Here is a 25,507-nt window from a genome sequence, read left to right as displayed (position 1 = left end):
CGTTGTATCAGAACAAGCGGGTAGATGGCACATCGCCCGCGGTGGGCTGACGCTCGCCGGTCGGGGTCTGTTCGTACCAGCCGCCACCCAGCGCGCGGTACAGATTGACCTCGCTGTTGAGCTGCGACAGGCGGTCGGTGATCAACGACTGTTGCGCGGTGAACAACTGGCGCTGGGCGTCGAGGAAGGTCAGGTTGCTGTCGATCCCGATGCGATAGCGTCGCTCGGCCAGACGATAGTAGTCCTGGTTGGCGTTGACGAAGTCGGTCTGCGCCTTGAGCTGATCGGTGTAGGTCTTGCGTGCGGCCAGACCGTCGGAGACTTCCTGAAACGCCGTCTGAATCGCCTTCTCGTAGTTGGCGACGCCAATGTCTTTCTGGATCTTCGAGTAGTCGAGGCTTGCGCGCAGACTGCCCGCGTTGAAGATCGGCAGATTGATCGTCGGCTCGAACAGCCACGTCCCCGAACCGCCTTTGAACAGACCGCTCAGATCGCCGCTTGCCGTACCGGCACTGGCCGTGAGGCTGATGCTCGGGAAGAACGCGGCACGTGCCGCGCCGATGTTGGCGTTGGCGGCTTTCAGGCTGTATTCGGCCTGGAGAATGTCCGGACGACGCTGCAGCAATTCCGACGGCAGACCCGCTGGCATTTCATTGAGCATGTCAGCGCTCAACGGTTTCGAGGCGGGCAGGTTGGCCGGCAGACTGGTGCCCAACAGCAGCACCAGATTGTTCTCGTCTTGGGCTACCAGCCGCTGATACTGGGCCAGCTTGACGCGGGCGCTCTCGACGGAGGTGCGCGACTGCGCCAGATCCAGCGCCGAGGCCACACCCACTTCGCTGCTGCGAGAGGTCAGACGCAAGCTTTCTTCGAAGGCGCCCAACGTGTCCTGGGTCAGCTTCAACAGCTCTTTGTCCGCTTCCCAAGTCAGATAGGCGTTGGCGACGTTGGCGACCAGACTGATCTGCGTGCTGCGACGGCCTTCTTCACCGGCGAAGTAAGTCTGCAGCGCCTGCTCACTGAGGCTGCGCACCCGGCCGAACAGATCCAGTTCATAGGAACTGATGCCCAGACCCACCGAATACTGACTGGTGATACCGGACTCGCCCGTTTGCGACAGGTCGCCCGGCACGCGCTGACGCGTGCCGGTGCCCGAAGCTGCCACGGCCGGGAACAGGTCCGCACGTTGAATGCGGTACTGCGCGCGGTAGGCGTCGATGTTCAGCGCGGCGACGCGCAGGTCACGGTTGTTCTGCAGCGACGTCTGAATCAGTTGCTGCAGCGCCGGGTCATGGAAAAACTGACGCCAGCCTTGCTCGGCCGCCGCCTGATTCGCCGCCTGGGCCGGCGAATAGGCCGGACCTTGCGGGAACTGAGCCGGCACCGGTGCGGCGGGCTGCTTGTATTCGGGGATCAACGAGCAGCCGCCGAGAATGAACGCGGTGACCGCCAGCGAGATCAGGGACTTGCTCATTGGCCAGCCTCATCGTGTGGAGTGTGTTTCTGTTTGCCTTTGAACATCGAGGATATCGAAACGAAGAACAACGGTACCCAGAAGATCGCCAGAATAACCGCGGTGATCATACCGCCGATTACGCCTGTACCGATCGAATGCTGGCTACCGGCACCGGCGCCCGAGGAAATCGCCAGCGGGACCACACCGAGGATGAACGCCATGGACGTCATTACGATGGGCCGCAGACGCATCCGGCAGGCTTCGATGGTTGCATCGACGATGCCCTTGCCCTGCTCATGCAGCTCCTTGGCGAACTCTACGATCAGAATGGCGTTTTTCGCCGCCAGACCCACCGTTACCAAGAGACCTACCTGGAAGAACACGTCGTTGGAAAGGCCGCGCAGGCTCGTCGCGATCAGCGCACCGATAACCCCAAGCGGGATGACCAGCAACACCGCGATCGGAATCGACCAGCTTTCATACAGCGCCGCCAGACACAGGAACACGATCAGAATGGACAGCGCGTACAGCGCGGGCGCCTGAGAACCGGACAGACGCTCTTCATAGGACAGACCCGTCCACGACAGACCAACACCCGCCGGCAACTTCTTCGCCAGTTGCTCGACCTCGGCCATCGCCTCACCGGTGCTGTAACCCGGCGCCGGAGTACCCAGCACTTCCTCGGCCGGTACACCGTTGTAACGGGACAGCTTCGGCGAACCGAACACCCACTCGCCGGTGGCGAACGAGGCAAACGGCACCATCTCGCCAGCGGTGTTGCGCACGTACCACTTCTTCAAGTCTTCTGGCTTCATCCGCGCACTGGCATCGCCCTGCACGTACACCTTCTTGACCCGACCGCGGTCGATGAAGTCGTTGACGTAGTTGCCACCCATCGCGATGGACAGCGTGGTGTTGATGTCCGACAGGCTCAGGCCGAGGGCCTGCGCACGCTCGTCATCGATAACCAGTTGGTATTGCGGCTCATCGTTAAGACCGTTCGGACGCACGCCCGCCAGAATCTTGCTCTGTGCCGCCATGCCCAACAGCTGGTTACGCGCTTCCATCAGCTTGGCGTGACCCACGCCGCCCTGATCCTGCAAGTACACGTCGAAACCGGTGGCGTTACCCAGTTCCAGTACCGCAGGCGGTACGACCGCAAAGGTCATTGCGTCGCGGAAGCCAAAGAAGTGCTGCTGCGCCCGTTTGGCCAGTTCGAAGACGCTGTTGGAGGCATCACGATCGCCCCACGGTTTCAGCATGATGAACGCCAGACCGGAGCTCTGACCGCGACCGGCAAAGTTGAAGCCGTTAACGGTGAACACCGAGTTGACCGCGCCAGATTCCTCTTCCAGCAGGTACTTACGCATGTTGTCGATGACGGTCTGCGTACGTTCCGCCGAGGAGCCCGGTGGTGTCTGCACCTGGGCAAAGATGACGCCCTGGTCTTCTTCCGGCAGGAACGCGCTCGGAATGCGGGTGAACATCCAGATGGTGCCGCAGACGATCAGCGCGTAAACGATGAAGGCCGGAATCTTGTGCTTGAGCATGTTGCCGACGCCGCGCTCATAGCTCACTACGCTGCGGTCGAAGGTGCGGTTGAACCAGCCAAAAAATCCACGTTTCGGTTGTCCGTGCTTCTCGTGATCGATTGGCTTGAGCAGGGTGGAGCACAGCGCCGGGGTGAAGATCAGCGCGACCAGGACCGAAAGCGCCATCGCCGACACGATGGTGATCGAGAACTGCCGGTAGATCACACCCGTGGAGCCGCCGAAGAACGCCATTGGCAACAGAACCGCACACAATACGAGTGCGATACCGACCAGTGCGCCCTGGATCTGCTCCATGGATTTGATCGTGGCGTCCCGCGGCGAAAGTTTGTCCTCCGCCATCACCCGCTCGACGTTTTCCACCACGACGATGGCATCGTCCACCAGCAGGCCGATGGCAAGGATCACCCCGAACATGGTCAGCGTGTTGATGGTGAAACCGGCGGCGGCGAGGATCCCGAACGTACCGAGCAATACCACCGGCACGGTCATCGTGGTGATGATGGTGGCGCGGAAGTTCTGCAGGAACAGGTACATCACCAGGAACACCAGGATGATCGCTTCACCCAGGGTGTGAACCACACCGGTGATGGATTCCTGAACCACTGGCGTGGTGTCGTACGGGTAAACCACTTTCATGCCAGGCGGAAAGAACGGCTCCAGCTGGGAGATCGTGGCGCGAATCGCCTTGGCGGTGTCCAGCGCGTTGGCGCCGGTCGCCAGCTTGATCGCCAGACCGGAAGCCGGCTTGCCGTTGAACTGCGCGTCAATGCTGTAGTTCTCGCCACCCAGACCAACTTTGCCGACGTCTTTGAGGCGAACCTGCGAACCATCCTGATTGACCTTCAGCAGAATGTTGCCGAACTGCTCGGCGGTCTGCAGACGGGTTTTACCGATGATCGTGGCATTCAGCTGCTGACCCTTGAGCGCAGGCAGACCGCCGATCTGGCCGGAAGACACCTGAACGTTCTGGGCAGTGATGGCGGTTTTCACATCGACCGGGGTCAGCTGAAAGTTGTTCAGCTTGGCCGGATCGAGCCAGATACGCATGGCGTACTGGGCACCGAAGACCTGGAAGTCACCCACACCGGAGGTACGAGAGATCGGGTCCTGCATGTTCGAGACGATGTAGTTGGACAAGTCTTCCTTGCCCATGCTGCCGTCTTCGGACACCAGACCGACGACCATCAGGAAGTTCTTCACCGCCTTGGTCACGCGGATACCCTGTTGCTGCACTTCTTGCGGCAGCAGCGGGGTGGCCAGGTTGAGCTTGTTCTGTACCTGAACCTGAGCGATGTCCGGGTTGGTACCCTGGTTGAACGTCGCGGTGATGGTCATGCTGCCGTCGGAGTTACTTTCCGACGACACATACCGCAGGTTGTCGATGCCGTTGAGCTGCTGCTCGATCACCTGAACCACGGTGTCCTGCACGGTTTGCGCGTTGGCGCCCGGGTAGGTCACGGCGATCGCGATGGCCGGCGGCGCAATGGCCGGGTATTGGTTGATCGGTAGCTTGAGGATCGAAAGCGTCCCCACCAGCATGATCACGAGGGCAATTACCCACGCGAAAATCGGCCGGTCGATAAAAAATTTCGACATGAATTACTCCCCTTTGCTGCCTGCGGCTTTATCAGTTGCCGGGGCAGGGGCCGGGTTAGCTGCATTGACGTTGGTGGCTTCGGCCACTTTCACTTCAGCACCTGGCTTGACGTATTGCAGCCCTTCAGTAATCACGCGATCACCTGCGTTCAGGCCCTTCTCAACCAGCCAGTCGCTGCCGATGGTGCGGTTGGCAACCAGCGTGCGGGACTCGACCTTGTTATCGGCGTTCACCACCAGTGCGGTCGGTGTGCCTTTCAGGTCACGGGTGATGCCTTGCTGTGGAACCAGAATCGCGTTCTCGGCCACGCCCGATTGCAGTCGTGCGTGCACGAACATGCCTGGCAGCAGCGTGTGGTCCGGGTTCTGGAACACGGCGCGCAGGGTCACGGAACCGGTGGTCTGGTCGACCGACACTTCGGAGAACTCAAGCTTGCCTTCGATCGGGTAGAGACTGCCGTCTTCGAGTACCAGCTTGACCTTGGCGGCGTTGTCGCCGGCTTTCTGCAGCCTGCCGCTTTCCAGATCGCGACGCAGTTTGAGCATTTCGGCCGAAGACTGGATCACGTCGACGTAGATCGGGTCGAGCTGCTGAATGGTGGCCATCGCATCGGCCTGACCATTGCTGACCAGCGCGCCTTCTGTCACCAGCGAGCGGCCAATACGGCCGGAGATCGGCGCGTAGACCTTGGTGTAGCGCAGGTTGATCTCTGCGGTCTGCACCGCCGCCTTCGCTTCGCGAGCCGAACCCACCGCCGTGTCGTATTCCTGACGGCTGACGGCTTGCTCGTTGATCAGCTGCTTATAGCGGCCAGCGAGGGAGTTTGAGGATTCGTAGGTGGCTTTGGCGCTGTCCAGGGTGGCCTGGTAAATCGCCGGGTCGATCTGGTAGAGCTGCTGACCGGCTTTGACGTCTGCACCTTCGGTGAACAGGCGTTTGAGGATGATGCCGTTCACCTGAGGACGCACTTCGGCGATACGGAACGCGGTGGTCCGGCCGGGAAGTTCAGACGTCAGGGTGTAGGCCTGGGTTTTCAGAGTGACGACGCCGACCTGAGGGGGCGGTGGTGCTGCGGCCGCTTCTTCCTTCTTGCTGCATCCGGAGAGCAGCGATGCCAGGGCGACGGCAGTGACCAGTACGGTAACAGCTGGCTTGAATTGCATGAAGATCCTCGGGTCAGGAGCCTGAACTCATGGAAAGTGGAAAGGGGGCAGGAAAAGTATTCCAGCTAGATAAGTAGGATGCTAATGAATATACTTACATTCACGGTTGTTTGTAAACACCCGCGAGTGCGACACTCCAACGCACCGAGGGCATCGATTGTAGGTCCGGGACAAGGCATTACAAAGGCCGCCCGACATGCTGTGCAGGCCACTCGACCAGAGCGCCTGAGGCATTTTCATTGAGGTTTTTACTGCCATGGTTCGACGCACGAAAGAAGAGGCTCAGGAAACGCGCAAGCAGATCCTCGAAGCTGCCGAGCAGGCTTTCTACGATCGAGGGGTCTCCCGCACGACGCTCGCCGACATTGCAGCCCTGGCTGGCGTGACCCGCGGCGCGATCTATTGGCATTTCAGCAATAAGGCCGATCTGGTCCAGGCCATGCTCGACAGTCTGCACGAGCCCCTCGAAGAAATGGCGAGGGCGAGCGAAAGCGAAGATGAAATTGATCCGCTGGGGTGGACGCGCAAACTTCTCACTCATTTGTTTCAACAAATTGCCAGCGACCCTAAAACCCGCCGCATCAATGAAATTCTGTTTCATAAATTCGAATTTACCGACGAAATGTGTGACATGCGGCAACAGCGTCAGTTTGTCTGGCTTGACGCCAACGAGCGAATTGCGCTGGCGCTCGGTAATGCTTCTCGACAAGGCCAGCTCCCCGCTGACCTGAATCCCCAACGCGCCGCGATCTGCCTGCATGCCTATGTGCACGGCATCATCGGTCAGTGGCTGCTGGTGCCCGAGAGCTTTTCGCTGCAGGACGATGCGGAGCGACTGGTCGACGGCATCCTCGACATGCTCCGCTTCAGCCCGGCGTTACGCGATATTTCGTCGAACTAAATGGCGTTTGGCCTCTATCTATACAGCGCCTGACCTTCGCTGAACAGGCGGTTTACCTTCGCTTTACTCAGCGCGCCCGGTGATTCGGCGACCATTCAGTCTCTGATACCCATTGAAGTGCCGAATGCTGCCCTATTGCAATCCCCCGTCTACGCTTGCCCCATAACCAATAAGAGTGGGGGCGGGGCGATGGCAGTCGTGTCAAAAAACGTAGGCAGAAAACTCCTGATGGGTGCGCTCGCCGCCCTGTGCATCGGGCAAGGCTGGGCCGCTGGGGATGAAGCGCAAGAAGCAGCAGCGGCCAAGGCGCTGCTGGAAAAAGCCGTGGCCCGTTACCGCGTCCAGGGGGATAAGGCGCTGGCCGAGTTCAGCCGCCAGGGCGAGTTCGTCGATGGCGAGCGCTATGTCTTTGTCACCGACACCAAAGGAATCATGCTGGCGAGCGGGGGACCCTCGGTGGCATTGATCGGCCGCGACGTATCGTCGGTGCTCGATCCGGAGCTGCAAAAAAACTTCAAGCAGGTGCTCCAGACGCCGGAAAGCGCCGGCGTTCAGCAGGCCGAATATCGCTGGCAAAACTGGCGCGACGGTAAGGTCGAGCGCAAGCGTGTGTATTTCCAACGCATCGGCGATCGGGTTTTGGCGGTCGGTTATTACTTGCCCCGCGCTTCGCCTGAGCAGGCGAGGGCGTTGCTCGACAAGGCGTCCAAAGCGCTGGAACAGGACAAGGACGGCACACTCCGCGCGATCAACGACCTCAAGGGCGGATTTCTGCAGGACGATCTGTACGTCTTCGTGGTGAACATCGATACCAAACGCTATGTGGCCCACGGCACCAACTTGCGGCTGGTGAATACCGACTTCAGCAAGGTCAAGGATCCGGAAGGCAAGCCGGTCGGCATTCCGATGCTCGAACTGGTCAAGCAGCAGCCCGAAGGTGAGTACGAATACCGCTGGCGCAATCCGGTCACCAGCAAGATCGAACACAAGCACGCCTACGCGCGCAAGGTCGGTGAGTTCATGGTTGCGGTGGGTTATTACAGCGGCTGATCACCCTGACCGGTTCGGTTACCGGTCCTTGTCGTCCCGCCCGCGCAGCAGGTTATTGGGCATCGCCAGCGCGGCGGACAGTCCCAGCAGCGACACCGCCGCGCTGCCCATCAACAGGTGCTGAAAGGTCATCGACAGCTGCCCGCGCAGCAGTTCAAGGGCCGGGCCGCTGGCGGCGTGCAGGCTGTCCATCAGCAAATTGCCAGAGCCTTCACCCGCAATTGAACTGCCGCCGACCTGGGCAATGCCGGAGCCGGCGAGCATCGCCAGCAGCAGCGCCGACATCGTTGCCACGCCGACTGCGCCGCCGAGGGAGCGAAACAGGTTGGTCGTGCTGGTCGCCACACCCATGTCTTTGACGTCCACCGAGTTCTGCGTGCCCACCAGCGAAGTCGGAAACTGCATGCCGCTGGCGATGCCGGTGAGGACCATGAAGATGCTCGTCAGAATGGCCGACTGCGGCGGCGTGAAGGCAATGCCGAGGATTGCCAGCGGCATTAATGCCGCGCCGGTGAGGATGATCGGTTTGTAGCGGCCCGTCAGCGAGGTGCGTCGGCCGCCGAAGTAAGCGCCCAGGGGCATGCCGATAGCCAGCGGCATCAGGTGCAACGCCGCGCTGTCGGCCCCTGCGCCCGTGACGGTCTGAAAGCGCAGCGGCAGCAGCACGATCAGCGAGATGGCCTGAAAGCTGGTGAAGAAAATCGTGCACCAGCAGAGCACCGCGCTTCGATTTGCGAACAGGTGCATGGGCAGCAGAGGTTCGCGGGTGCGCCGTTCATACAGCACAAAAATCACCAGCGCGAGCAGCGCCACCGACAATTGCATGACCACTGACTGGTCACGCCAACTGTGGCCCTGACCGATTTCGGTGATGCCCAGCAACAAGGCTGTGAGGCCGATGATCATCAGCACCGTGCCCAGGTAGTCAATCACCGGTTTGCGCTGGGGAATCGGCAGGCCGACCAGCGTCTTGCGCGCCACCCACCAGGCCGCCAGCCCCAGCGGCAGATTGATAATGAACACCCAGCGCCACGACAGGTACTCGGTCATGAAGCCGCCGAGCACCGGGCCCGCGACGCTGGCCGCTGCGTACATCCCGCTGAAGTAACCCTGATAACGACCGCGTTCCCGGGGCGGGACGATGTCGCCGATGATCGCCTGGCTCACGGAGACCATACCCCCGGCGCCGATGCCCTGCAGCACACGCGCCAGCACCACTTGTTCCATGCTCTGGGCCATGGCGCAGAACAGCGAGGCGAGGGTAAAAGTCGCCAGCCCGAACAGCATCAAGCGGCGCCGGCCATACAAATCCCCCAGCTTGCCGTAAATCGGCACGGCCACGGTGAGCGCAACCATGTAGGCGGAGATCACCCAGGCAAGCAGGTCGAAATCCTGGAATTGGGCGGAGATGGCCGGCATCGAGACCGCGACGATGGTCTGATCCAGTGCACTGAGAAACACGGCCATCATCAGCGCGAACAGAATGCTGCGGATGTCCGGACGGGGTTGACTAAGACTCGTCACAGAAGGGACTCGACTGACAGATTAACCTGCTGAACACCCGCAGGAATTTGTGCCAAGTCTAGTCCGTTAGCTTGCTAATCGATAGCAGGCTGTGGGGATTTTCGCAGTACGTTGACCCGCATTACGCGGACCGGCCTTTGCCGTCAACGAAGGGCGCTGAACGTTGCATCAGTGGGCATGCAATGTCCCATTGTGCAGACCACCGCCATGCGGGGCGTCTGCCGCATTTGTTCGATTCGGTAGGCACCTGCGCCGTACAGGCTCAATACAGCGGCAACGGCGACAACATAAACGCACTGTCTTTTTATTGTGGTTCTCATGACATTTGCCTCGATCCGGTAGGACAACTGTTTCAGAGCGGACACTCTGAGTGTAGGTCGCTATTGGAGAGTGGGTCGGGCGATGGGGATTGAATGTTTGTATCAGCCGGGCCGTTGGGGAAGAGTCGGCATTGCCCCTCAACCGGTGTGCCGTTCAGCCGACTGCAGCGACAGCCATTCCAGCAGGTCCTGAAGCGGGGAAGGCGCCTCGGCGCGCTTGGGGTGCACGAAGTAATACGCCGCGCCGCTCCGGACTTTCAGCTCGAACGGCATGACCAGGCGCCCTACGTTCAGGTCTTCACCGATCAGCGACCAATCGCCGATCGCTACACCCGACCCTTGTGATGCGACGGTCATCGCCAGGTCCATCGTGTCGAAGTGCTGGCCTTGCGCGACATTGATCAGCTTGGCCCCGGCGGCCTTCAGCCACAGTGCCCAGTCACGCTCATCGAGGGTGGGGTGCAGGAGCATGTGCTGTTCCAGATCGGCGAGACGGAAGAGGGGATTGCTCGCCAGCAGCGACGCTGAGCACACGGGTGTCAGTTGTTCGTCGAACAGGTGCCGCACGTGAGTGGAATCACCCGGATGAGCGCCGAACACGACGGCGGCGTCGAAATCTTCCCGCCGAAAATCCACCGTGTGGGCGCTGGTCGTGGTCAGTTGCACCGGCACATCAGGCCGCTCTTTCTGCCACTGCATCAGGCGCGGCAACAACCAGCGGCTGATGCAGGTGGGCGCCTTGATCCGCAGCGCCTTTGGTTTGGCATCGACCTGATCCACCGCTTCTTCGATCAGGCTGAACACCTGTTCGATGCGCAGCAGCCATTCACGGCCCTGAACGGTCAGGCTCAAGCCTCGGGCCTCGCGATAGAACAGGCGGTAGCCCAGGTGCGTTTCCAGCCCGGAGATCTGCCGGCTGACCGCACCCTGAGTGATATGCAGCACCTCCGCGGCCCGGGTGAAATTGCAGCACTTCGCCGTGATCAGGAACGTGTGCAGGGCGGGTAGGGGAGGAAGGCGTTTCATCGGCGGGTGAGCCATGAGCTGAGGACATGGCTAAGCATGACATTTTTTGCGTTGTGGTCGATACGGCCCTGCAGCTTCAATGGTCGCCTATCGAGCCTGGCAAATTGCGGGTGGTATTGGGAAAGGCATACGAGAGGGGCAGACACATGGCGACGTGCGGGGAAGTGCTGGTCAGGTTGCTCGAAGGCTACGGGGTGGAGCGGGTGTTCGGGATTCCGGGCGTGCACACGGTCGAGCTTTACCGAGGGCTGGCGGGTTCGTCGATTACCCACATCACCCCGCGCCATGAGCAGGGTGCAGGGTTCATGGCCGATGGTTATGTGCGCACGCGAGGCAAGCCGGGCGTGTGCTTCATCATCACCGGCCCCGGCATGACCAACATCACCACGGCGATGGGCCAGGCCTATGGGGACTCGATCCCGATGCTGGTGATTTCCAGCGTGCAGTCGCGCAGTCAGTTGGGCGGCGGTCGCGGCAAGCTGCATGAGCTGCCGTCCCAGAGTGCGTTGGTCGCGGGTGTCGCGGCGTTCTCCCACACGCTGATGTCAGCGGCCGAGCTGCCGTCAGTGCTGGCCCGGGCGTTTGCGGTGTTTCAAGCGGCGCGGCCGCGTCCGGTGCACATCGAAATCCCGCTGGACGTGCTGGTGGAAAATGCCGATGCCCTGCTGCACAGCCCACCGGTATCGGTGAGTCGCGCAGGGCCGGCGCCTGCGGCAATCCGGCAAATGGCGAATCTGCTTGCCACCGCCCAACGGCCGCTGATTTTGGCGGGAGGCGGCGCCATTCACGCCGCCCCGGCGTTGACGCGTCTGGCCGAACGGCTCGGCGCGCCGGTCGCGCTGACCATCAACGCCAAAGGCATGCTGCCGAGCGCTCACCCGCTGCTGATTGGCTCGACGCAATCCCTCGATGCCACCCGTGAGGTCATTGAGAGTGCCGACGTGGTGCTGGCCATCGGCACTGAACTGGCCGAGACCGACTACGACATCACCTTCCAGGGCCACTTCAAGATTCCAGGCGCGTTACTGCGCATCGACATCGATCCCGATCAGACTGTGCGTCATTTCGCGCCGACGGTCGCGTTGGTGTCTGACGCTCAATACGCCGCCGAGGCCTTGGTCGATGCGCTGGCGAGCGAAGTGCTGATGCCACGCCGCGAGGAGTGGGGCACCGCGCGGGTTGCCGCGCTGAAGGCAAGTCTTGAGGCGGGCTGGGACGATGCGACCCGTGGGCAGACGCTGTTTTTGCAGACGGTGCTCGACGTGCTGCCGGAAGCCGTGATCGTGGGCGACTCGACCCAGCCTGTCTACACGGGCAACCTGACCCTGGACCTCGACAAGCCCCGTCGCTGGTTCAATTCATCAACCGGTTACGGAACCCTTGGCTACGCATTGCCCGCTGCAGTGGGCGCATGGCTGGGCAGCCGCGACGCCGGAGAATCCAACCCGGTGGTGTGCCTGATTGGCGACGGCGGTCTGCAATTCACCCTGTCCGAGCTGGCGAGTGCGGTGGAAGCGCGTACGCCCATCGTCGTGCTGCTGTGGAATAACCAGGGCTACGAAGAGATCAAGAAGTACATGGTCAACCGCGCCATCGAGCCCATGGGCGTCGACATTTTCACGCCTGATTTTGTCGGTGTTGCCAAAGCCCTGGGATGCGCCGCGGAGGCGGTCGGCCGTGTTGAGCAACTGAAGGCGGCACTGAGCTCAGCCAGTCAGCGTGACGGCCCGACGTTGATCGAGATCGATCAGCAGCGCTGGATGAGCAGCCTCGACTGACGTTTTGCGTTGTCCGAGCGGCGCGCTTCAAACCGTACTGCGCAGCCGCGCCAGGTCGCGTAACGGTGGCGCACCGAACAGGCGACTGTATTCGCGGCTGAACTGCGAAGCGCTTTCGTAGCCGACCCGGTAACCGGCGGCCGACGCTTCGAGGCCGTCCGCCAGCATCAAGCGCCGGGCCTCCTGCAGACGCAGTTGCTTCTGGTATTGCAGCGGGCTCATGGCCGTGACGGACTTGAAACGGTGGTGCAGCGTCGAGACGCTCAGGTTCACCTCTCTCGCCAGGTCTTCAATCCGCAGCGGCTCCTGGAAATGATCGTTGAGCCACTTGATCGCCTGAGTGACGCGATGGGTCTGGCAGTTGGAGATGGCGATTTCATACAGCCGGTGCCCTTCGCTCCCACGCAGAAGCCGGTAAAGGATCTCCCGATTGATCAGCGGCGCGAGCATGGGAATGTCTTTCGGCGTGTCCAGCAGGCGGATCAGCCGGATGACGGCATCGAGCAGCTGTGAATCGATCCGCTCGACGTACATGCCGCGCCCGCTGTGACGCGTCGGTACGCTCATCGGACCGGCCTCGGCGATCAATGCGTTGATTTCCACCGGATCGATTTCCAGGCGCAGGGCCAGATGCGGCTCTTCCGGCGTCGCGTAAATCACCTTGCCGCTGATAGGCAACGCCACCGACAGCACCAGGTAATTGAGCGGGTCGTAGGTGTACAACTCGCCGCCCAGCGTCACGTCCTTGCGGCCTTGGGCCATGATGCACAGCGCTGGTTGCACCAGCCCCGGCACCGACTGCGACGGACGATCGTGACGAACCATGAACAGCGGCTTGATCACCGTCTGGAAACTGCCATCGGCGGGCGCATGACGGCGGATCAGCTCTGCCAGCTCGGCGCGCTGCTGCGTCATCTGCGCGCTCAGCTCGGCAACAGGTCGAGCATCCGGGGCGGACGGCGCAAGAGCGGATAGCGACATGGGGAATTCCTCTGACAGAGCATTGATGCAGCACAGCTTATTTTTGGGCAAGCGCAAGCGTTAGGCGAATCCTGCCGGATGCTTGCCTGATTCTGTTACCGCTGTGTTGCGTTGCCATGAACGTGCCCTGTTCGCTTGGGATCGTTGCTCGAAAGTCCATGGGCATCACGCGGCGCAGCGGGGAGCCCCGACGTAACGATGAACCTGTCAGCGCAGAATCAGGCAATAACCGGGCAGTAATTGGCTACCGCAGGTCGCGCGCCTCCCCATAACCTTCACTTCCCGTCGCGGCTCGTTTCATGGATTCCCGATCCCGGCGCGCGGCACGCACGCAAAAGACACGCACGCAAAAAAGCAGGAGCGCAGAGCATGCTAAATACTTCAGTTGTGAGCCATTGGGTTTCCGTTCGCGCCCGTGCTGGACGCAGTGCCCAACTGGGTGCCCGTTTGAGCAGTCTGATCAGCCCGTCGGCCGCTGCTGCGGGTTGTCTGCACTTCGGGCTGCAGAAGTCTCTGACCGACGAAGACCTCTGGGTTATCACCGGTACGTGGGCCGATCCTTCCGCGATGAACGACTGGTTTGCCACGCCTGAACTGAACCTGTTTTCCGAACTGCTGACCGAAATGCTGGTGGCGAGCCTGGACTTTCAAACCTTCGCCACCGTGACGGCGTCTCAGGCACAGACGGCTTATGCCCCTGAGGGTGCTCGTCTGGCGGGCTAACAGGTTTCGGTGCTTTTGCTCGGGTGCAGGCGATGGGCCTGCGAAGAAAAGCTTTCAGGTGTTCGAACGCCTGCGTTTAAAATCTCGCCTTCATTTTTCCAGGCAAGGCGTTGAACCATGGCACGCAAAGAATTCCAGCACCACGAAGCCGTCTCGGCCGCAGTCCCCGGTGACGACGGTTACAGTGCCGCAATCGCCGTCAAGGCCCGGGTCATGGGCGGTGCGCCGACCTTTCACCGCGTGCTCGCCGAACAGAAATTCCCTACCGCGCTCGCCGCTGACGACGCCGCCGTCAAAGAGCTGGAGCGGCTCGCCGACGTCACGCCAGAGGGCGAACTGGTGTTCGCCGAGGATTGATCAGACGTTCGGCCGGTACATTTTGAACAGCGACTCCGCGCTCAGCTGGAAATAGTCAGCCGGGCCGCCGCCGCGCAGGATGGGCTCGCCGGCTGCGGTGTCATACACACCTTCCTTCAGCAGCCGCTTGGCGATATGCACCGCCACCACTTCCCCCAGAATCAGCCAGCTCGGCACGACTTCCTTGTCGGCGCGTTGCAGCTGGATGATCTGCGTCACTTTGCATTCGAACGAAACCGGCGTCTCCTTGACCCTCGGCACCGAAACGATGCGCGATGATTCTGCGGTCAGGCCTGCCAGCTCGAACTCACTCACATCCGCCGGCACTGCCGCGCAACTCATGTTCATCTGCTCGGCCAGGCTGCGCGTGGCGAGGTTCCAGACGAACTCCCCGGTCTGTTCGATATTGTTCAGGCTGTCTTTGCGACCGATGCTGCAGAACCCGATGATCGGCGGCACATAGTTGAAGGCGTTGAAGAAACTGTAGGGCGCCAGGTTCAGCTTGCCTTCGCCGTCCTGGGACGAGATCCAGCCGATCGGACGTGGGCCGACAATGGCGTTGAACGGGTCGTGGGGCAATCCATGACCTTTGGACGGTTCGTAGAAATGAATATCGTCTGACATGGTGTGTTCCTGAATGAGGGTGTGCCGGCGAGGCGGCCAAGGTATGCGCATGTGCGGCATGCAGGCCGACATAGTGCAAGGCATTGGGTGAGGATTCCAGCAGCCTCCGAGCCCCGGGCAAAAAAAAGCCCGACAAGCGTCGGGCTACAAAGGGAGTTCAGGAGGTGAAACATGAAGCGGTAAACATGCAGCGGGATGATGCGGACACCGATTAGCTGGCGCGGTTGGCACCGACGCGATCAGCGCCATCAGAGGCCAGGCGGTTTGCACCGATGTGATCAGCGCCATCAGCGGCTTGGCGGTTGTTGCCTACGCGGTCAGCGCCGTCGGCGGCAAGACGATTGGCGCCAACGTGGTCAGAACCATCGGAAGCCTGACGATAAGAACCGGTGTGCGACGCATTGGTGTGAGAAGAACCGCCCTCTGCTACGACAGTGCCATTAAATGCAGAGTGCTGTTCGGAAACAGGCAGAGCGAATGCGCTCGATGCCAGGATGGACAGACTAATACCAAAAATAATATTTGAAGTTTTCATGAGTGTTGCTCCAGTAAGTTCAATAATTAGTTAACTTGGGAATGGAGCCAATATTACGCGCGTACGGATTAAGTTGAAGTTAACGGTATTGGTAACGACCATCGCCAAAAATGATAGTGGGCTGGAGCGCCCGGTTTTAAAGCGTTGCAGAACTTTTTGCGCTGACATGGGGCAATTTTCGCTCGTGATGGCGAATTTGTCTATTGACTTGGGTGTCATTTTTTTGCTAGCGATGTGGCCGGGTAGGGGATCGCCTGGGCATGAGCGTTAGCAGGATTGGGGTGGAAAGCTGCTGCGTTTCGGATGGATACCCGCCATGCGCCCAGTCAAACCAAGGGTTCCAGGTTTTTAACGCAGAAAAATTAAGCCCGGCATTAAGCCGGGCTGAGAGAACGTCATGTATGTATCAGCTCAGGCGATTTGCACCAACATGGTCCGAGCCATCAGCAGCGAGACGATTTGCGCCTACGTGGTCCGAGCCATCAGCGGCCTGGCGGTTTGCACCGACGCGGTCAGCGCCATCAGCAGCGAGACGGTTGGCACCTACGTGGTCCGAACCATCAGCGGCCTGGCGGTTTGCACCGACGCGGTCGGCGCCATCAGCAGCGAGGCGGTTGGCACCTACGTGGTCCGAGCCATCAGCGGCCTGGCGGTTTGCACCGACGCGGTCAGCACCATCAGCAGCGAGGCGGTTGGCACCTACGTGGTCAGAACCGTCAGCAGCGACGCGACCGATATTAGTGTGGGACGAGCCGTTTTCTGCAACGACCGCAGCATTCACCGCGTGGTGCGCATCAACGGCTGGAAGTGCAAAGGCGCTGCTTGCAAGAAGGGAGAAAGCGAGGCCGAAGATCAGTTTGTTAGTTTTCATGGTAGTTGCTCCAGATCGATTTAGTTAGTAGGTAACTCGGTATGGAGTGAACTTTACTCGCCTCTAAATTATTAAGAAGTCAATCGCATTAGTAGCGATCATCGCTGAAATTGATACTGCAAAAAGCGATCGTTATTCATGCACTTAGCCACGCCTGCGAATGCAAAAGGGCAGCTCATGTGAGTGAGCTACCCTTTTTTTCGCCCTCTGTAGGCTGCTCGACAGCTCCGTTTCAGGTCAGTCGGTTTCGATCCGCGAGTGCTTGCGGGTGTCCTTCATGAACACATACACCAGCAGCGACACCGCAATGCAGGCCGTGACGTACCAGTAATAGCCGGTCTCCATGCCAATGCTCTTGAACCACAGCGCGATGTATTCAGCCGTACCGCCGAAGATCGACACCGTCAATGCGTACGGCAGGCCGACGCCCAGGGCGCGGATCTCGGTCGGGAACAGCTCGGCTTTCACCACGGCGTTGATCGACGTATAGCCGCTGACGATGATCAGCGCGGCCATGATCAGGAAGAACGCGCCCCACCAGCTCTGAATGGTGTGCAGGGTGGTGAGGATCGGCACGGTACACAAGGTGCCCAGCACGCCGAAGGCAATCAGGATCGGGCGGCGGCCGACCTTGTCGGACAGCGCGCCGATCACCGGTTGCAACAGCATGAACAGGAACAGCGTCGCGGCAGAAATCGTCGTCGAGTCGGTGATGCTCATGCCCACCGTGTTCACCAGGTACTTCTGCATGTAGGTCGTGTAGGTGTAGAACGCCAGCGTGCCGCCCATGGTCAGGCCGACGACGGTCATCAGCTCTTTCGGATGGCGCATCAATGTGCGCATCAGGCTTTCTTTGGGTTTGTCCTTCTTGCGGGTGAACGACTCGGTTTCTTCCATGCCGCGACGCAGGAACAGCGCCACCACCGCGCACAACGCGCCAATGGCAAACGGGATGCGCCAGCCCCACGTTTGCAGTTGTTCAGTGGTCAGCGTCTGCTGCAGCACGATGAGCACCGCCAGCGCGATGAGCTGGCCGGAGATCAGCGTCACGTACTGAAAGCTGGAGAAGAAGCCCCGGCGTTCCTTGGTCGCCATCTCGCTGAGATAGGTCGCCGAGGTGCCGTACTCGCCACCCACCGACAGGCCCTGCAGCAGGCGCGCGAACACCAGCATGATCGGAGCGCCGACGCCGATGGTTTCATAACCAGGGGTGAGGGCAATGATCAGCGAACCGAAACACATCAACAGCACCGACGCCATCAGCGCGGCCTTGCGGCCTTTGCGGTCTGCGTAGAGGCCCATGAGCCAGCCGCCGATGGGGCGCATGAGAAAGCCCACGGCGAAGATCGCGGCGGTGTTGAGCAACTGGGCGGTGGTGTCGCCCTTGGGGAAGAAGACTTTGGCGAAGTAGAGGGAGAAGGCGGCGTAGACGTACCAGTCGTACCACTCGACCATGTTGCCGACCGAACCGCTGAAAATGGATTTCAGGCGACTTCCGGTGGTTTTCTCGGCGACTGGCGTGGCAGCCGCTCCGTGGGAGGCAGAATTGGGGATGGCCATGGGATTTCCTGCAGGTCATTGTTGTTAGAAGGAACGCATCGAGGCGTTCTGACGACAGTGATAGCAGGAGCTGTGCCAAAGGCTGAAAGGCCCGGAGTAGAGGGGTTGGCGTGGAGCAGGTGAGCGGAAATCCGCTTGTTGTCTAAAATCCCTGAGCGAAAATCCGCTCACCGCCGCAATTCCCTTCCCGGCTGAAGCTGGTCCCACTGACGGACTGCGATCATCTAGTGGGACCGGCTTTAGCCGGGAAGGCGTCGGGTGTCACGCCGCGAAATTAAGGGTGTTCACGCTGGCCTCTTCCCGGCTGAAGCCGGTCCCACTGACACCCCGCGATCATCCTGTAGGACTGTCTTCCGCTAGAAAGTCCTCACGCACCAACCCGTGCCGCTGCATTTTTTCATTCAGGGTGCGGCGGGGCAGTTGCAACTCGTGCATGACTGCCTTGATATCGCCCCGATGGCGTCGCAACGCCGAGCGAATACAGTGGGCTTCGAAGGCTTCCTGCTGCGCCACCAGCGACTGACCCACCGGGATGCCCTCTGCGGCGGGACCGTCCAGCCCCAGCACCTGGCGCTCGGCGGCATTCGCCAGTTCGCGCACATTCCCGGGCCAGTCGTGGCTGAGCAGATGGCTCAGCTGTTCACCGCTCAACACCGGCGCGCTGCGGCCGAGGCGCTCTGCCGCATTCCGCGAGAAATGGCTGAACAACATAGGGATGTCTTCTCGCCGTTCGCGCAGCGGTGGCAGTCGCAATTCGGCGATGTTCAGCCGATACGCCAGATCCTCGCGGAAACGCCCGGCCCTGGCTTCGTCCAGCAGATCGGGCTTGGTCGCGGCAATGATGCGCACATCAATATCGATGCTCTGGTTTGAGCCCAGTCGCTCAATGCGTCGCTCCTGAATCACCCGCAGCAGCTTGACCTGCTGCGCCAGCGGCATGCTCTCGATCTCGTCGAGAAACACCGTGCCGCCGTGGGCGTACTCCAGTTTGCCGATGCGCTTGCCCTGGGCGCCGGTGAACGCACCGCTTTCGTGGCCGAAGATCTCGGCTTCGAACAGCTGCTCCGGGATCGCCGCACAGTTCACCGCAACGAAGGGTTTGTCGGCTCGCGGGCCGAAGTCATGCAGGCACCGCGCGACCATTTCCTTGCCGCTGCCGGTCTCGCCGCGAATCAGCACGTTAACCGGCAGTGGCGAGAGGTCCAGGACCTGCCGCCGCAATGTCTGCATCGTCGGCGACATGCCCAGCAGCGTTGCATCCAGACGCGAGCGGTTATCCGCCTGCACATGCAGCGCGCGGTTTTCCAGCACCAGCGCGCGTTTCTCCATTGCCCGGCGCAAACTGCCGAGCAGGGTCTCCGGGGTGAACGGCTTCTCCAGAAAGTCATAGGCGCCGTCGCGCATGGCGTCCACGGCCATCGGCACGTCGCCGTGGCCGGTCAGCAGGATCACTGGCAAGTTGCGATCCCGCCGCTGCAACTCGGCCAGCAACTGCAAACCATCCATGCCGGGCATGCGCACATCGCTGAGGATCACGCCGGGAAAGTGCTCGGGCAGCTGCGACAGGCAATCCTCGGCGCGGCTGAACAAGCGCACCTCGAACCCGGACAGCGTGAGCCATTGCTCCACCGCTTGACGAATGGGCGCCTCGTCATCCACCACGATTACCGCGTTCAGCATGGGGCGTCGGCCTCCGGGGCCTGGGTCAGACAGAAGAAAAACCGCGCGCCGTTGTTGACGTTTTCGGCGCTGAGCCGGCCGCCCAGTTCATGCACGATGGCGAACGAAACCGCGAGGCCCAGGCCCAGACCGTCGCCCACCGGTTTGGTGGTGAAAAACGGATCGAAGACGTTGGCCAGATGCTCTTCGGCAATTCCCCCACCACTGTCGATGACCGAAACACACCAATGCTCGCTCTGCGCGTCGATGCGAATTTCTAGACGCTTGAGGGGTTTGTCGCCCATCGCGTCCAAGGCGTTGCGCATCAGGTTGATCAGGACCTGCTCCAGCCGGATCGCATCGCCGCGCACCCAGGCTGGACGCGTCAGGTCGAGCACGCAACTGACGCGCTCTTCACGAATTCGTGCGTCCAGCAACAGCAGCGCCTGATCGACCACGGTGGCCAGATCAAGGCGTTCGCGCAGGCCGCTGGGGCTTTTGCGGGCGAAGGTTTTCAGGTGGCCGGTGAGCGCGGCCATGCGGGTCAATTGCTGATCGAGCAGGCTCAGCGCCTTGTACGCATCGTCGACACGGCCATGCTCCAGCAACAGACGCAGGGTGGCGAGCTGCATGCGCTGGGCCGTCAGCGGCTGGTTGATTTCGTGGGCGAGGGCGGCGGACATCTGGCCGAGGGCCGCCAGCTTGGTCGACTGCACCAGACCGTCCTGAGCGGTGTGCAGGTCCCGCGTGCGTTCCTCGACCAAGCGTTCCAGCTCTTCGCGGCTGCGCTGGCGCACGCGGCCAAGGCGCCAGCGCTGATACAGAAACAGCCCGAGGAACACCAGCGTCAGCCAGATGCCTGCCGCCGCCAGTCCGGCATTGCGCACGTCTTCACTGGCGGCCTGCGGTTTGCGCAGGAGGTGCAAGGTCCAACCCTCGGTCGGCAGCGGCATTGACTGCCACAAGAAATCGGTCTGCTCGTTGGGGGCGTCGACACGGCTGAGATGGCTGTTTTCGCCGAACGTACGCAGTAGCTCTTGATGCAAGGGCGTCAGCGGCTGCTTGTCGTACTGACGCGTGCTCGCCAGTTCGGCGCGGTCCTGCTCGGTCAGCGGCCGCAGGGCCCGATAGCGCCAGCCCGGTTGATTGGCGATGAAGACGATGCCCTTGGCGTCGCTGACCAGCAGCAGGTCATCGTTTTGCGCCCAGGTGTGTTCAAGGTCCGGAAACTCCAGCTTGACCACCATCGCCCCGATGAACTGCCCGGCTTCGTCGCGCACCGCGTTCGACAGGAAGTAACCCGGGATGCCGCTGGTCACGCCGACGGCATAAAAACGCCCGACACCGGTGGCGCGGGTTTGCGTGAAGTAGGGGCGGAAGCCGTAGTTGTGGCCCACGTAGCTGCTCGGCAGACGCCAGTTGCTGGCGCCGACGGCGAGGCCGTTGCGGTCAAGCAGTTCGAGGGTGGAGGACTGGGCAGCGCCGTTGATCTGCTCCAGTTTGAGATTGAGCGCCTGGGTGGTGTCGGCGCTGACCGGTCCGCTCAGCGCCGTCCGCAGTTGAGGATCAAGGGCCAGAACAGCCGGCAGAGCCCGGTAGCGCTCGATCAGGGTCTGCAACGTGTTGGCGTAGAGCGCCAGCCGATCTTTAGAGCGGCCAGCGTCGTCTTCCAGGGCATGCCGCTGAGCCTGATGCATCGCCAGCGTCGCCGCGAGCACGGCACCGGCGACGATCAGCACCACGTAAAGCACGAGGCGGACGGAACGGGGCATGGGCGTGACCTCCTCTCAGTGGCTGGCGCATTCGCCCCGGATTCCTGCCTTACAGCAAATTGAACGTCGTCTCTTTCACGTTCTCCGAATCCAGGCCGATCATCAGCTTGAACTCGCCCGCCTCGGCCGCGTACTTCAGCGACGGGTTGAAGAACTTCAGGTCTTCTTCGGTCAGGGTGAAGCTCACGGATTTCTCTTCCCCGGGGTTCAGCATGACCTTCTGGAAGTTCTTCAGCTCTTTGACCGGACGGCTGATCGAGGCGGCGACGTCGCGCAGGTACAGCTGAACCACGGTTTCACCGGCGACCTTGCCGGTGTTCTTGACCATGACGCTGGCACTCAGCTTGTCCTTGCGGGTCATCTTGTTGATCGACAGGGTGATGTCCGACACGCTGAACTGCGTATAGCTCAGGCCATAACCGAACGGGAACAGCGGGCTGGTCGGCTCTTCGAAATAGTTCGAGGTGTAGTTCGAGTCGTTCGGGCGGTACGGGCGACCGGTGTTCAGGTGGTTGTAGTAGGCCGGGACCTGGCCCACGGAGCGCGGGAAGGTCATCGGCAGTTTGCCGGACGGGTTGTAGTCGCCGAACAGCACGTCAGCCAGGGCATTGCCGCCCTCGGTGCCGAGGAACCAGCTTTCCACCATGGCGTCGGCCAGTTCGTTTTCTTCACCCAGCGCGAGCGGCCGGCCATTCATCAGCACCAGCACCAGCGGTTTGCCTGTGGCCTTGAGCGCGCGGATCAGGTCCCGTTGACGGCCCGGTATTACCAGGTCGACACGGCTCGCCGCTTCATGGGACATGTTGCGCGACTCACCAACAACGGCAACCACCACGTCCGCCTGCTGCGCGGCCTTGACCGCTTCGTCGATCATCTCCTGCTCGGGACGCGGGTCGATGGCGATCTGGTCGTCCATCTTGTTCAGGTAGGTAATGGCGTGCTGGTTGTCGGTGATGTTGGAGCCCAGTGCATAAACCAGCTTGGCCTTGTCGCCGACCGCCGCCGCAATGCCGTCATAGGCGTTGACGGTCTGACGCGCCAGCCCGGCCGCTGACCAACTGCCCATCATGTCCATCGAGCTCTTGGCCAGCGGACCGATCACAGCGATGGTGCCTTGCTTCTTCAGCGGCAGGGTGTCGTTCTGGTTCTTCAGCAGCACGACGCTCTTTCGCGCAACGTCGCGGGCTTCGGCACGGTGCAGACGGTTTTCGGCGTTGCGATCGGCCGGGTCATCCACTGCCGCGCCGATGCGCAGGTACGGGTTGGCGAACAGGCCCATTTCCCACTTGGCGCCGAGCACTTCACGCACGGCGTTATCGACTTCTTTGACCGACACTTCGCCGCTCTTTACCAGATCCGGCAGTTCTTCGCCGTAGGCCTTGTCGTTCATGCTCAGGTCGACGCCGGCCTTGATCGCCAGCTTGGCGGCTTCGCGGAAGTCCTTGGCCACGCCGTGGTCGATCAGTTCCTTGATCGCGCCGTGGTCGCTGACGGTTACGCCCTTGAAGCCCCAATCCCTGCGCAAGACATCCTGCAGTAGCCAGGCGTTGGACGTGGAAGGCACGCCGTTGATGGAATTGAGCGCGATCATCACGCCGCCTGCGCCGGCATCAATCGATGCGCGGTAGGGCGGCAGGTAGTCCTGCTGCATGCGCACCGGGCTCATGTCGACGGTGTTGTAGTCGCGACCGCCCTCGACCGCGCCATACAGGGCGAAGTGTTTGACCACCGCCATGATGCTGTTGGGCGCCTGCATGCTGGTGCCCTGAAACGCGCGGGTCATGGTGGCGGAGATGCGCGACACCAGATAGGTATCCTCGCCGAAGCCTTCGGAGCTGCGGCCCCAGCGCGCGTCGCGGGTGATGTCGACCATCGGTGCAAAGGTCATGTCCACGCCGTCGGCCGCGGCTTCGATCGCTGACACGCGACCGGTGCGGGTGATGGCGTTCATGTCCCAGGTCGACGCGAGACCCAGGCTGATCGGGAATACGGTGCGCTGGCCGTGGACGACGTCGTAGGCGAAGAACATCGGGATCTTGTTGCGGCTGTGCCCGGCGGCGTCCTGCATGGCGCGGTTGTCCGGCAGCACGACGGAGTTGAACGTGCCGCCGATGCGGCCTGCGGTGATTTCCTTGAGAATTTCCGGCTTGGGCATCTCCGGGCCGATGCTGATCAGGCGCAGTTGACCGATCTTCTCGTCGAGGGTCATTTGCTTCATCAGGTTGGCGATGAACGCATTCTTGGCTTGCAGCGTGGAGGGGGTGCCAACGCCAGTGGTAGCGTTTTCGGCCCAGGCGGACTGACTGACCAGGCCGATGACGAGACTCAGGAAACACAGCTTATTCATGAATGGTTTTCTCAAGGCGTTGCCGGCAACTCGCACGTAATACCGGTCAGCCGTTGTTATAGGTGTCGAACCTTTGGTTTTTATTGTCGTCAGGATGGCAACGTCGCTGAACTCCTGCCTCATATGAGCATCAGTAGCGCAACGAGTTTTATCTGATTGTGGCCCGGCAATCCAGAGCCCCGACAACGCGATGGGGCGGGATTATGCCGGGGATCGTCCGGTTTGGCTAAAGTCATGACTGACAGGACTAACTATTGATGAGTACAGGGAGCACGCACGCCATGCAAACAGAGCGTTATGACCACAGCCGGGGCAGTCGTTACAAATTGTCACTGGCGTTGATGATGCTGCTGACGACCCTGTTGTCCGGCTGCGGGATCAACAACATTCCGACCTACGACGAGCAGGTCAAGGCTGCCTGGGCCCAGGTGCAGAACCAGTATCAGCGCCGCGCCGACCTGATCCCCAACCTCGTGGAAACGGTGAAGGGCTACGCCAAGCAAGAGCAGGACACCCTGACCGCAGTCATCGAAGCGCGTGCCAAGGCGACGTCGATTCAGGTGGACGCCAGCACCCTGAACGATCCGGCCAAGCTCAAGCAGTTCCAGGATGCACAAGGTCAGCTGACCGGCGCATTGAGCCGTTTGATGGTGGTCTCGGAGCGCTATCCGGACCTCAAATCCAACCAGAACTTCCTCGCGCTGCAGTCCCAGCTTGAAGGCACGGAAAACCGTATCGCGGTGGCCCGTCGCGACTTCATTACGGCGGTCGAGCGTTACAACACCGAGATCCGCACCTTCCCGGGCCGTCTGTGGCACACCGTGATGTACAGCGATCTGCCGGTGCGTCCGAACTTCGAAGCCACTGCCGCTGACGCTGACAAAGCGCCACAAGTGAAATTCTGATGGGACGCGCGCGGCGGGGAGTGCTGGTCGCGTTACTGGCGATGTCGGTGGGCGTATTTGCCCAGTGGGCGCAAGCCGACCTCACGTTTCCGCCGCTGACCGGGCGCGTCGTTGACACCGCCGGGATGATCGACGGCCCGAGCAAAGAGCATCTCGAACAGATGCTGCGCGCCCATGAAGAACTGACCACCGAGCAAGTGGTGGTGGTCACATTGCCAGACCTGCAGGGCTCGACCATCGAGGACTACGGCTATCAGCTCGGTCGTCACTGGGGCATCGGCCAGAAGGGCAAGGACAATGGCGCGCTGCTGGTGGTGGCCCGGGACGAGCGCAAGGTGCGCATCGAAGTGGGTTACGGCCTGGAGGATCGCCTGACGGATGCGCAGTCGTCGGTGATTATCAGTCAGATCATCACCCCGGCGTTCCGGCAGGGCGATTTTGTCGGAGGTATCACCAAAGGCGCCGAGGCGATGGTCCAGGTGCTCGGCGGCGATCCCCTTCCCGAACCCGCAGTCGGCGCCACCGGCAGCGCAGCGGCAGGCGAGGCCGAAGGCGTCGACTGGAAAGTGACCCTGCTGTTTCTGGTGCTGTTTGTGGTCATCAGTTACATCAGCGCACGTTCCGGGCGTGGCAGGTCCATCGGCTCCGGTGGCGGCGGCTTTGGCGGTTTCGGCTCTGGCGGCTCAGGGGGCTTCGGTTCCGGCGGCTCTGGCGGTTCGAGCTCGGGCGGTATGCGCGGTGGCGGTGGTGGTTTTGGCGGAGGCGGTGCCTCCGGTGGCTGGTAGTTGTTGGCTCAGGAAGGGTT

20 protein-coding genes are annotated in these 25,507 nt (G+C 61.3%); 7 read left to right on the top strand and 13 right to left on the bottom strand.

Annotated elements, in window-relative coordinates; genetic code table 11:
* Positions 1-7 precede the first annotated feature (7 nt).
* From ABEH28_RS18500 to ABEH28_RS18490, 3 genes are read right to left on the bottom strand one after another with little or no spacing between them, the layout of a single operon-like run.
* Positions 8-1,474, bottom strand: coding sequence for an AdeC/AdeK/OprM family multidrug efflux complex outer membrane factor (locus tag ABEH28_RS18500; protein ID WP_282366050.1), 1,467 nt, complete (start codon positions 1,472-1,474; stop codon positions 8-10).
* On the bottom strand, positions 1,471-4,605 hold the full coding sequence (locus ABEH28_RS18495; protein WP_192171689.1) for an efflux RND transporter permease subunit: 3,135 nt from the start codon (positions 4,603-4,605) through the stop codon (positions 1,471-1,473). Before ABEH28_RS18495 ends, ABEH28_RS18500 begins: the two co-directional genes overlap by 4 nt.
* 3 nt (positions 4,606-4,608) lie before the next feature.
* Positions 4,609-5,769 (bottom strand): efflux RND transporter periplasmic adaptor subunit, encoded by a 1,161-nt coding sequence (locus ABEH28_RS18490; RefSeq protein WP_346627094.1) that lies wholly within the window; start codon positions 5,767-5,769, stop codon positions 4,609-4,611.
* Between the two features lie 256 nt (positions 5,770-6,025).
* Here ABEH28_RS18490 and ABEH28_RS18485 point away from each other — a divergent pair, with 256 nt between their 5' ends.
* Together ABEH28_RS18485 and ABEH28_RS18480 are read left to right on the top strand one after the other, a co-directional pair.
* Positions 6,026-6,670, top strand: a complete 645-nt coding sequence (locus tag ABEH28_RS18485; RefSeq protein ID WP_192171687.1) for a TetR family transcriptional regulator — start codon at positions 6,026-6,028, stop codon at positions 6,668-6,670.
* Between the two features lie 228 nt (positions 6,671-6,898).
* A complete protein-coding gene (locus ABEH28_RS18480; RefSeq protein WP_192171686.1) occupies positions 6,899-7,720 on the top strand; it encodes a cache domain-containing protein in 822 nt (273 codons plus the stop codon).
* Between the two features lie 18 nt (positions 7,721-7,738).
* On the opposite strand, the gene ABEH28_RS18475 is transcribed toward ABEH28_RS18480, so the two are convergent.
* On the bottom strand, positions 7,739-9,244 hold the full coding sequence (locus ABEH28_RS18475) for an MDR family MFS transporter (protein ID WP_346630772.1): 1,506 nt from the start codon (positions 9,242-9,244) through the stop codon (positions 7,739-7,741).
* Between the two features lie 458 nt (positions 9,245-9,702).
* The gene (locus tag ABEH28_RS18470) at positions 9,703-10,590 is read right to left on the bottom strand and encodes a LysR substrate-binding domain-containing protein (RefSeq protein WP_346630771.1); all 888 of its coding nucleotides are present in this window, start codon (positions 10,588-10,590) and stop codon (positions 9,703-9,705) included.
* Positions 10,591-10,736: 146 nt separating this feature from the next.
* On the opposite strand from ABEH28_RS18470, the gene ABEH28_RS18465 reads away from it, so the two are divergent.
* On the top strand, positions 10,737-12,368 hold the full coding sequence (locus ABEH28_RS18465; RefSeq protein ID WP_346630770.1) for a 5-guanidino-2-oxopentanoate decarboxylase: 1,632 nt from the start codon (positions 10,737-10,739) through the stop codon (positions 12,366-12,368).
* 27 nt (positions 12,369-12,395) lie between these two features.
* Here the strand turns inward: ABEH28_RS18465 and ABEH28_RS18460 are convergent, their stop codons facing one another.
* The gene (locus tag ABEH28_RS18460; RefSeq protein ID WP_346630876.1) at positions 12,396-13,283 is read right to left on the bottom strand and encodes an AraC family transcriptional regulator; all 888 of its coding nucleotides are present in this window, start codon (positions 13,281-13,283) and stop codon (positions 12,396-12,398) included.
* 435 nt (positions 13,284-13,718) lie between these two features.
* Here ABEH28_RS18460 and ABEH28_RS18455 point away from each other — a divergent pair, with 435 nt between their 5' ends.
* Both ABEH28_RS18455 and ABEH28_RS18450 read left to right on the top strand, forming a co-directional pair.
* The gene (locus tag ABEH28_RS18455; RefSeq protein WP_346630769.1) at positions 13,719-14,072 is read left to right on the top strand and encodes an antibiotic biosynthesis monooxygenase family protein; all 354 of its coding nucleotides are present in this window, start codon (positions 13,719-13,721) and stop codon (positions 14,070-14,072) included.
* Positions 14,073-14,189: 117 nt separating this feature from the next.
* A complete protein-coding gene (locus ABEH28_RS18450) occupies positions 14,190-14,429 on the top strand; it encodes a hypothetical protein (protein ID WP_346630768.1) in 240 nt (79 codons plus the stop codon).
* Here the strand turns inward: ABEH28_RS18450 and ABEH28_RS18445 are convergent, their stop codons facing one another.
* From ABEH28_RS18445 to bglX, 7 genes are all read right to left on the bottom strand, one after another.
* Positions 14,430-15,053, bottom strand: a complete 624-nt coding sequence (locus tag ABEH28_RS18445) for a flavin reductase family protein (protein ID WP_346630767.1) — start codon at positions 15,051-15,053, stop codon at positions 14,430-14,432.
* A gap of 211 nt (positions 15,054-15,264) precedes the next feature.
* Positions 15,265-15,588, bottom strand: coding sequence for a hypothetical protein (locus ABEH28_RS18440; protein ID WP_282366074.1), 324 nt, complete (start codon positions 15,586-15,588; stop codon positions 15,265-15,267).
* A 406-nt stretch (positions 15,589-15,994) separates the two neighbouring features.
* Positions 15,995-16,459 (bottom strand): hypothetical protein, encoded by a 465-nt coding sequence (locus ABEH28_RS18435; protein ID WP_192171677.1) that lies wholly within the window; start codon positions 16,457-16,459, stop codon positions 15,995-15,997.
* A 237-nt stretch (positions 16,460-16,696) separates the two neighbouring features.
* Positions 16,697-18,019: an MFS transporter gene (locus ABEH28_RS18430; protein ID WP_192171676.1), complete on the bottom strand. Its 1,323-nt coding sequence runs from the start codon at positions 18,017-18,019 to the stop codon at positions 16,697-16,699.
* Between the two features lie 333 nt (positions 18,020-18,352).
* Positions 18,353-19,699, bottom strand: a complete 1,347-nt coding sequence (locus ABEH28_RS18425; protein WP_346630766.1) for a sigma-54 dependent transcriptional regulator — start codon at positions 19,697-19,699, stop codon at positions 18,353-18,355.
* Complete coding sequence (locus tag ABEH28_RS18420) at positions 19,693-21,450, bottom strand: ATP-binding protein (RefSeq protein WP_346630765.1); 1,758 nt, start codon at positions 21,448-21,450, stop codon at positions 19,693-19,695. The genes ABEH28_RS18425 and ABEH28_RS18420 overlap by 7 nt, the downstream gene beginning before the upstream one ends.
* A gap of 49 nt (positions 21,451-21,499) precedes the next feature.
* Positions 21,500-23,797, bottom strand: a complete 2,298-nt coding sequence (gene bglX, locus ABEH28_RS18415; RefSeq protein WP_346630764.1) for a beta-glucosidase BglX — start codon at positions 23,795-23,797, stop codon at positions 21,500-21,502.
* 281 nt (positions 23,798-24,078) lie between these two features.
* Between bglX and ABEH28_RS18410 the strand changes: the two genes are divergently transcribed.
* Positions 24,079-24,702: a LemA family protein gene (locus ABEH28_RS18410; RefSeq protein ID WP_065992317.1), complete on the top strand. Its 624-nt coding sequence runs from the start codon at positions 24,079-24,081 to the stop codon at positions 24,700-24,702.
* Positions 24,702-25,487 carry a TPM domain-containing protein gene (locus ABEH28_RS18405; RefSeq protein ID WP_346630763.1) on the top strand — a complete coding sequence of 262 codons (786 nt, stop codon included), beginning with the start codon at positions 24,702-24,704 and terminating at the stop codon, positions 25,485-25,487. Before ABEH28_RS18410 ends, ABEH28_RS18405 begins: the two co-directional genes overlap by 1 nt.
* Positions 25,488-25,507 lie beyond the last annotated feature (20 nt).

Origin of the sequence: Pseudomonas sp. Ps21-P2 (assembly GCF_039672565.1) — a bacterium.
In the GTDB taxonomy this organism is placed as follows: domain Bacteria; phylum Pseudomonadota; class Gammaproteobacteria; order Pseudomonadales; family Pseudomonadaceae; genus Aquipseudomonas.
Note: the sequence above shows the minus strand (reverse complement) of the source record. Positions and strands in the feature narration are given on the sequence as shown.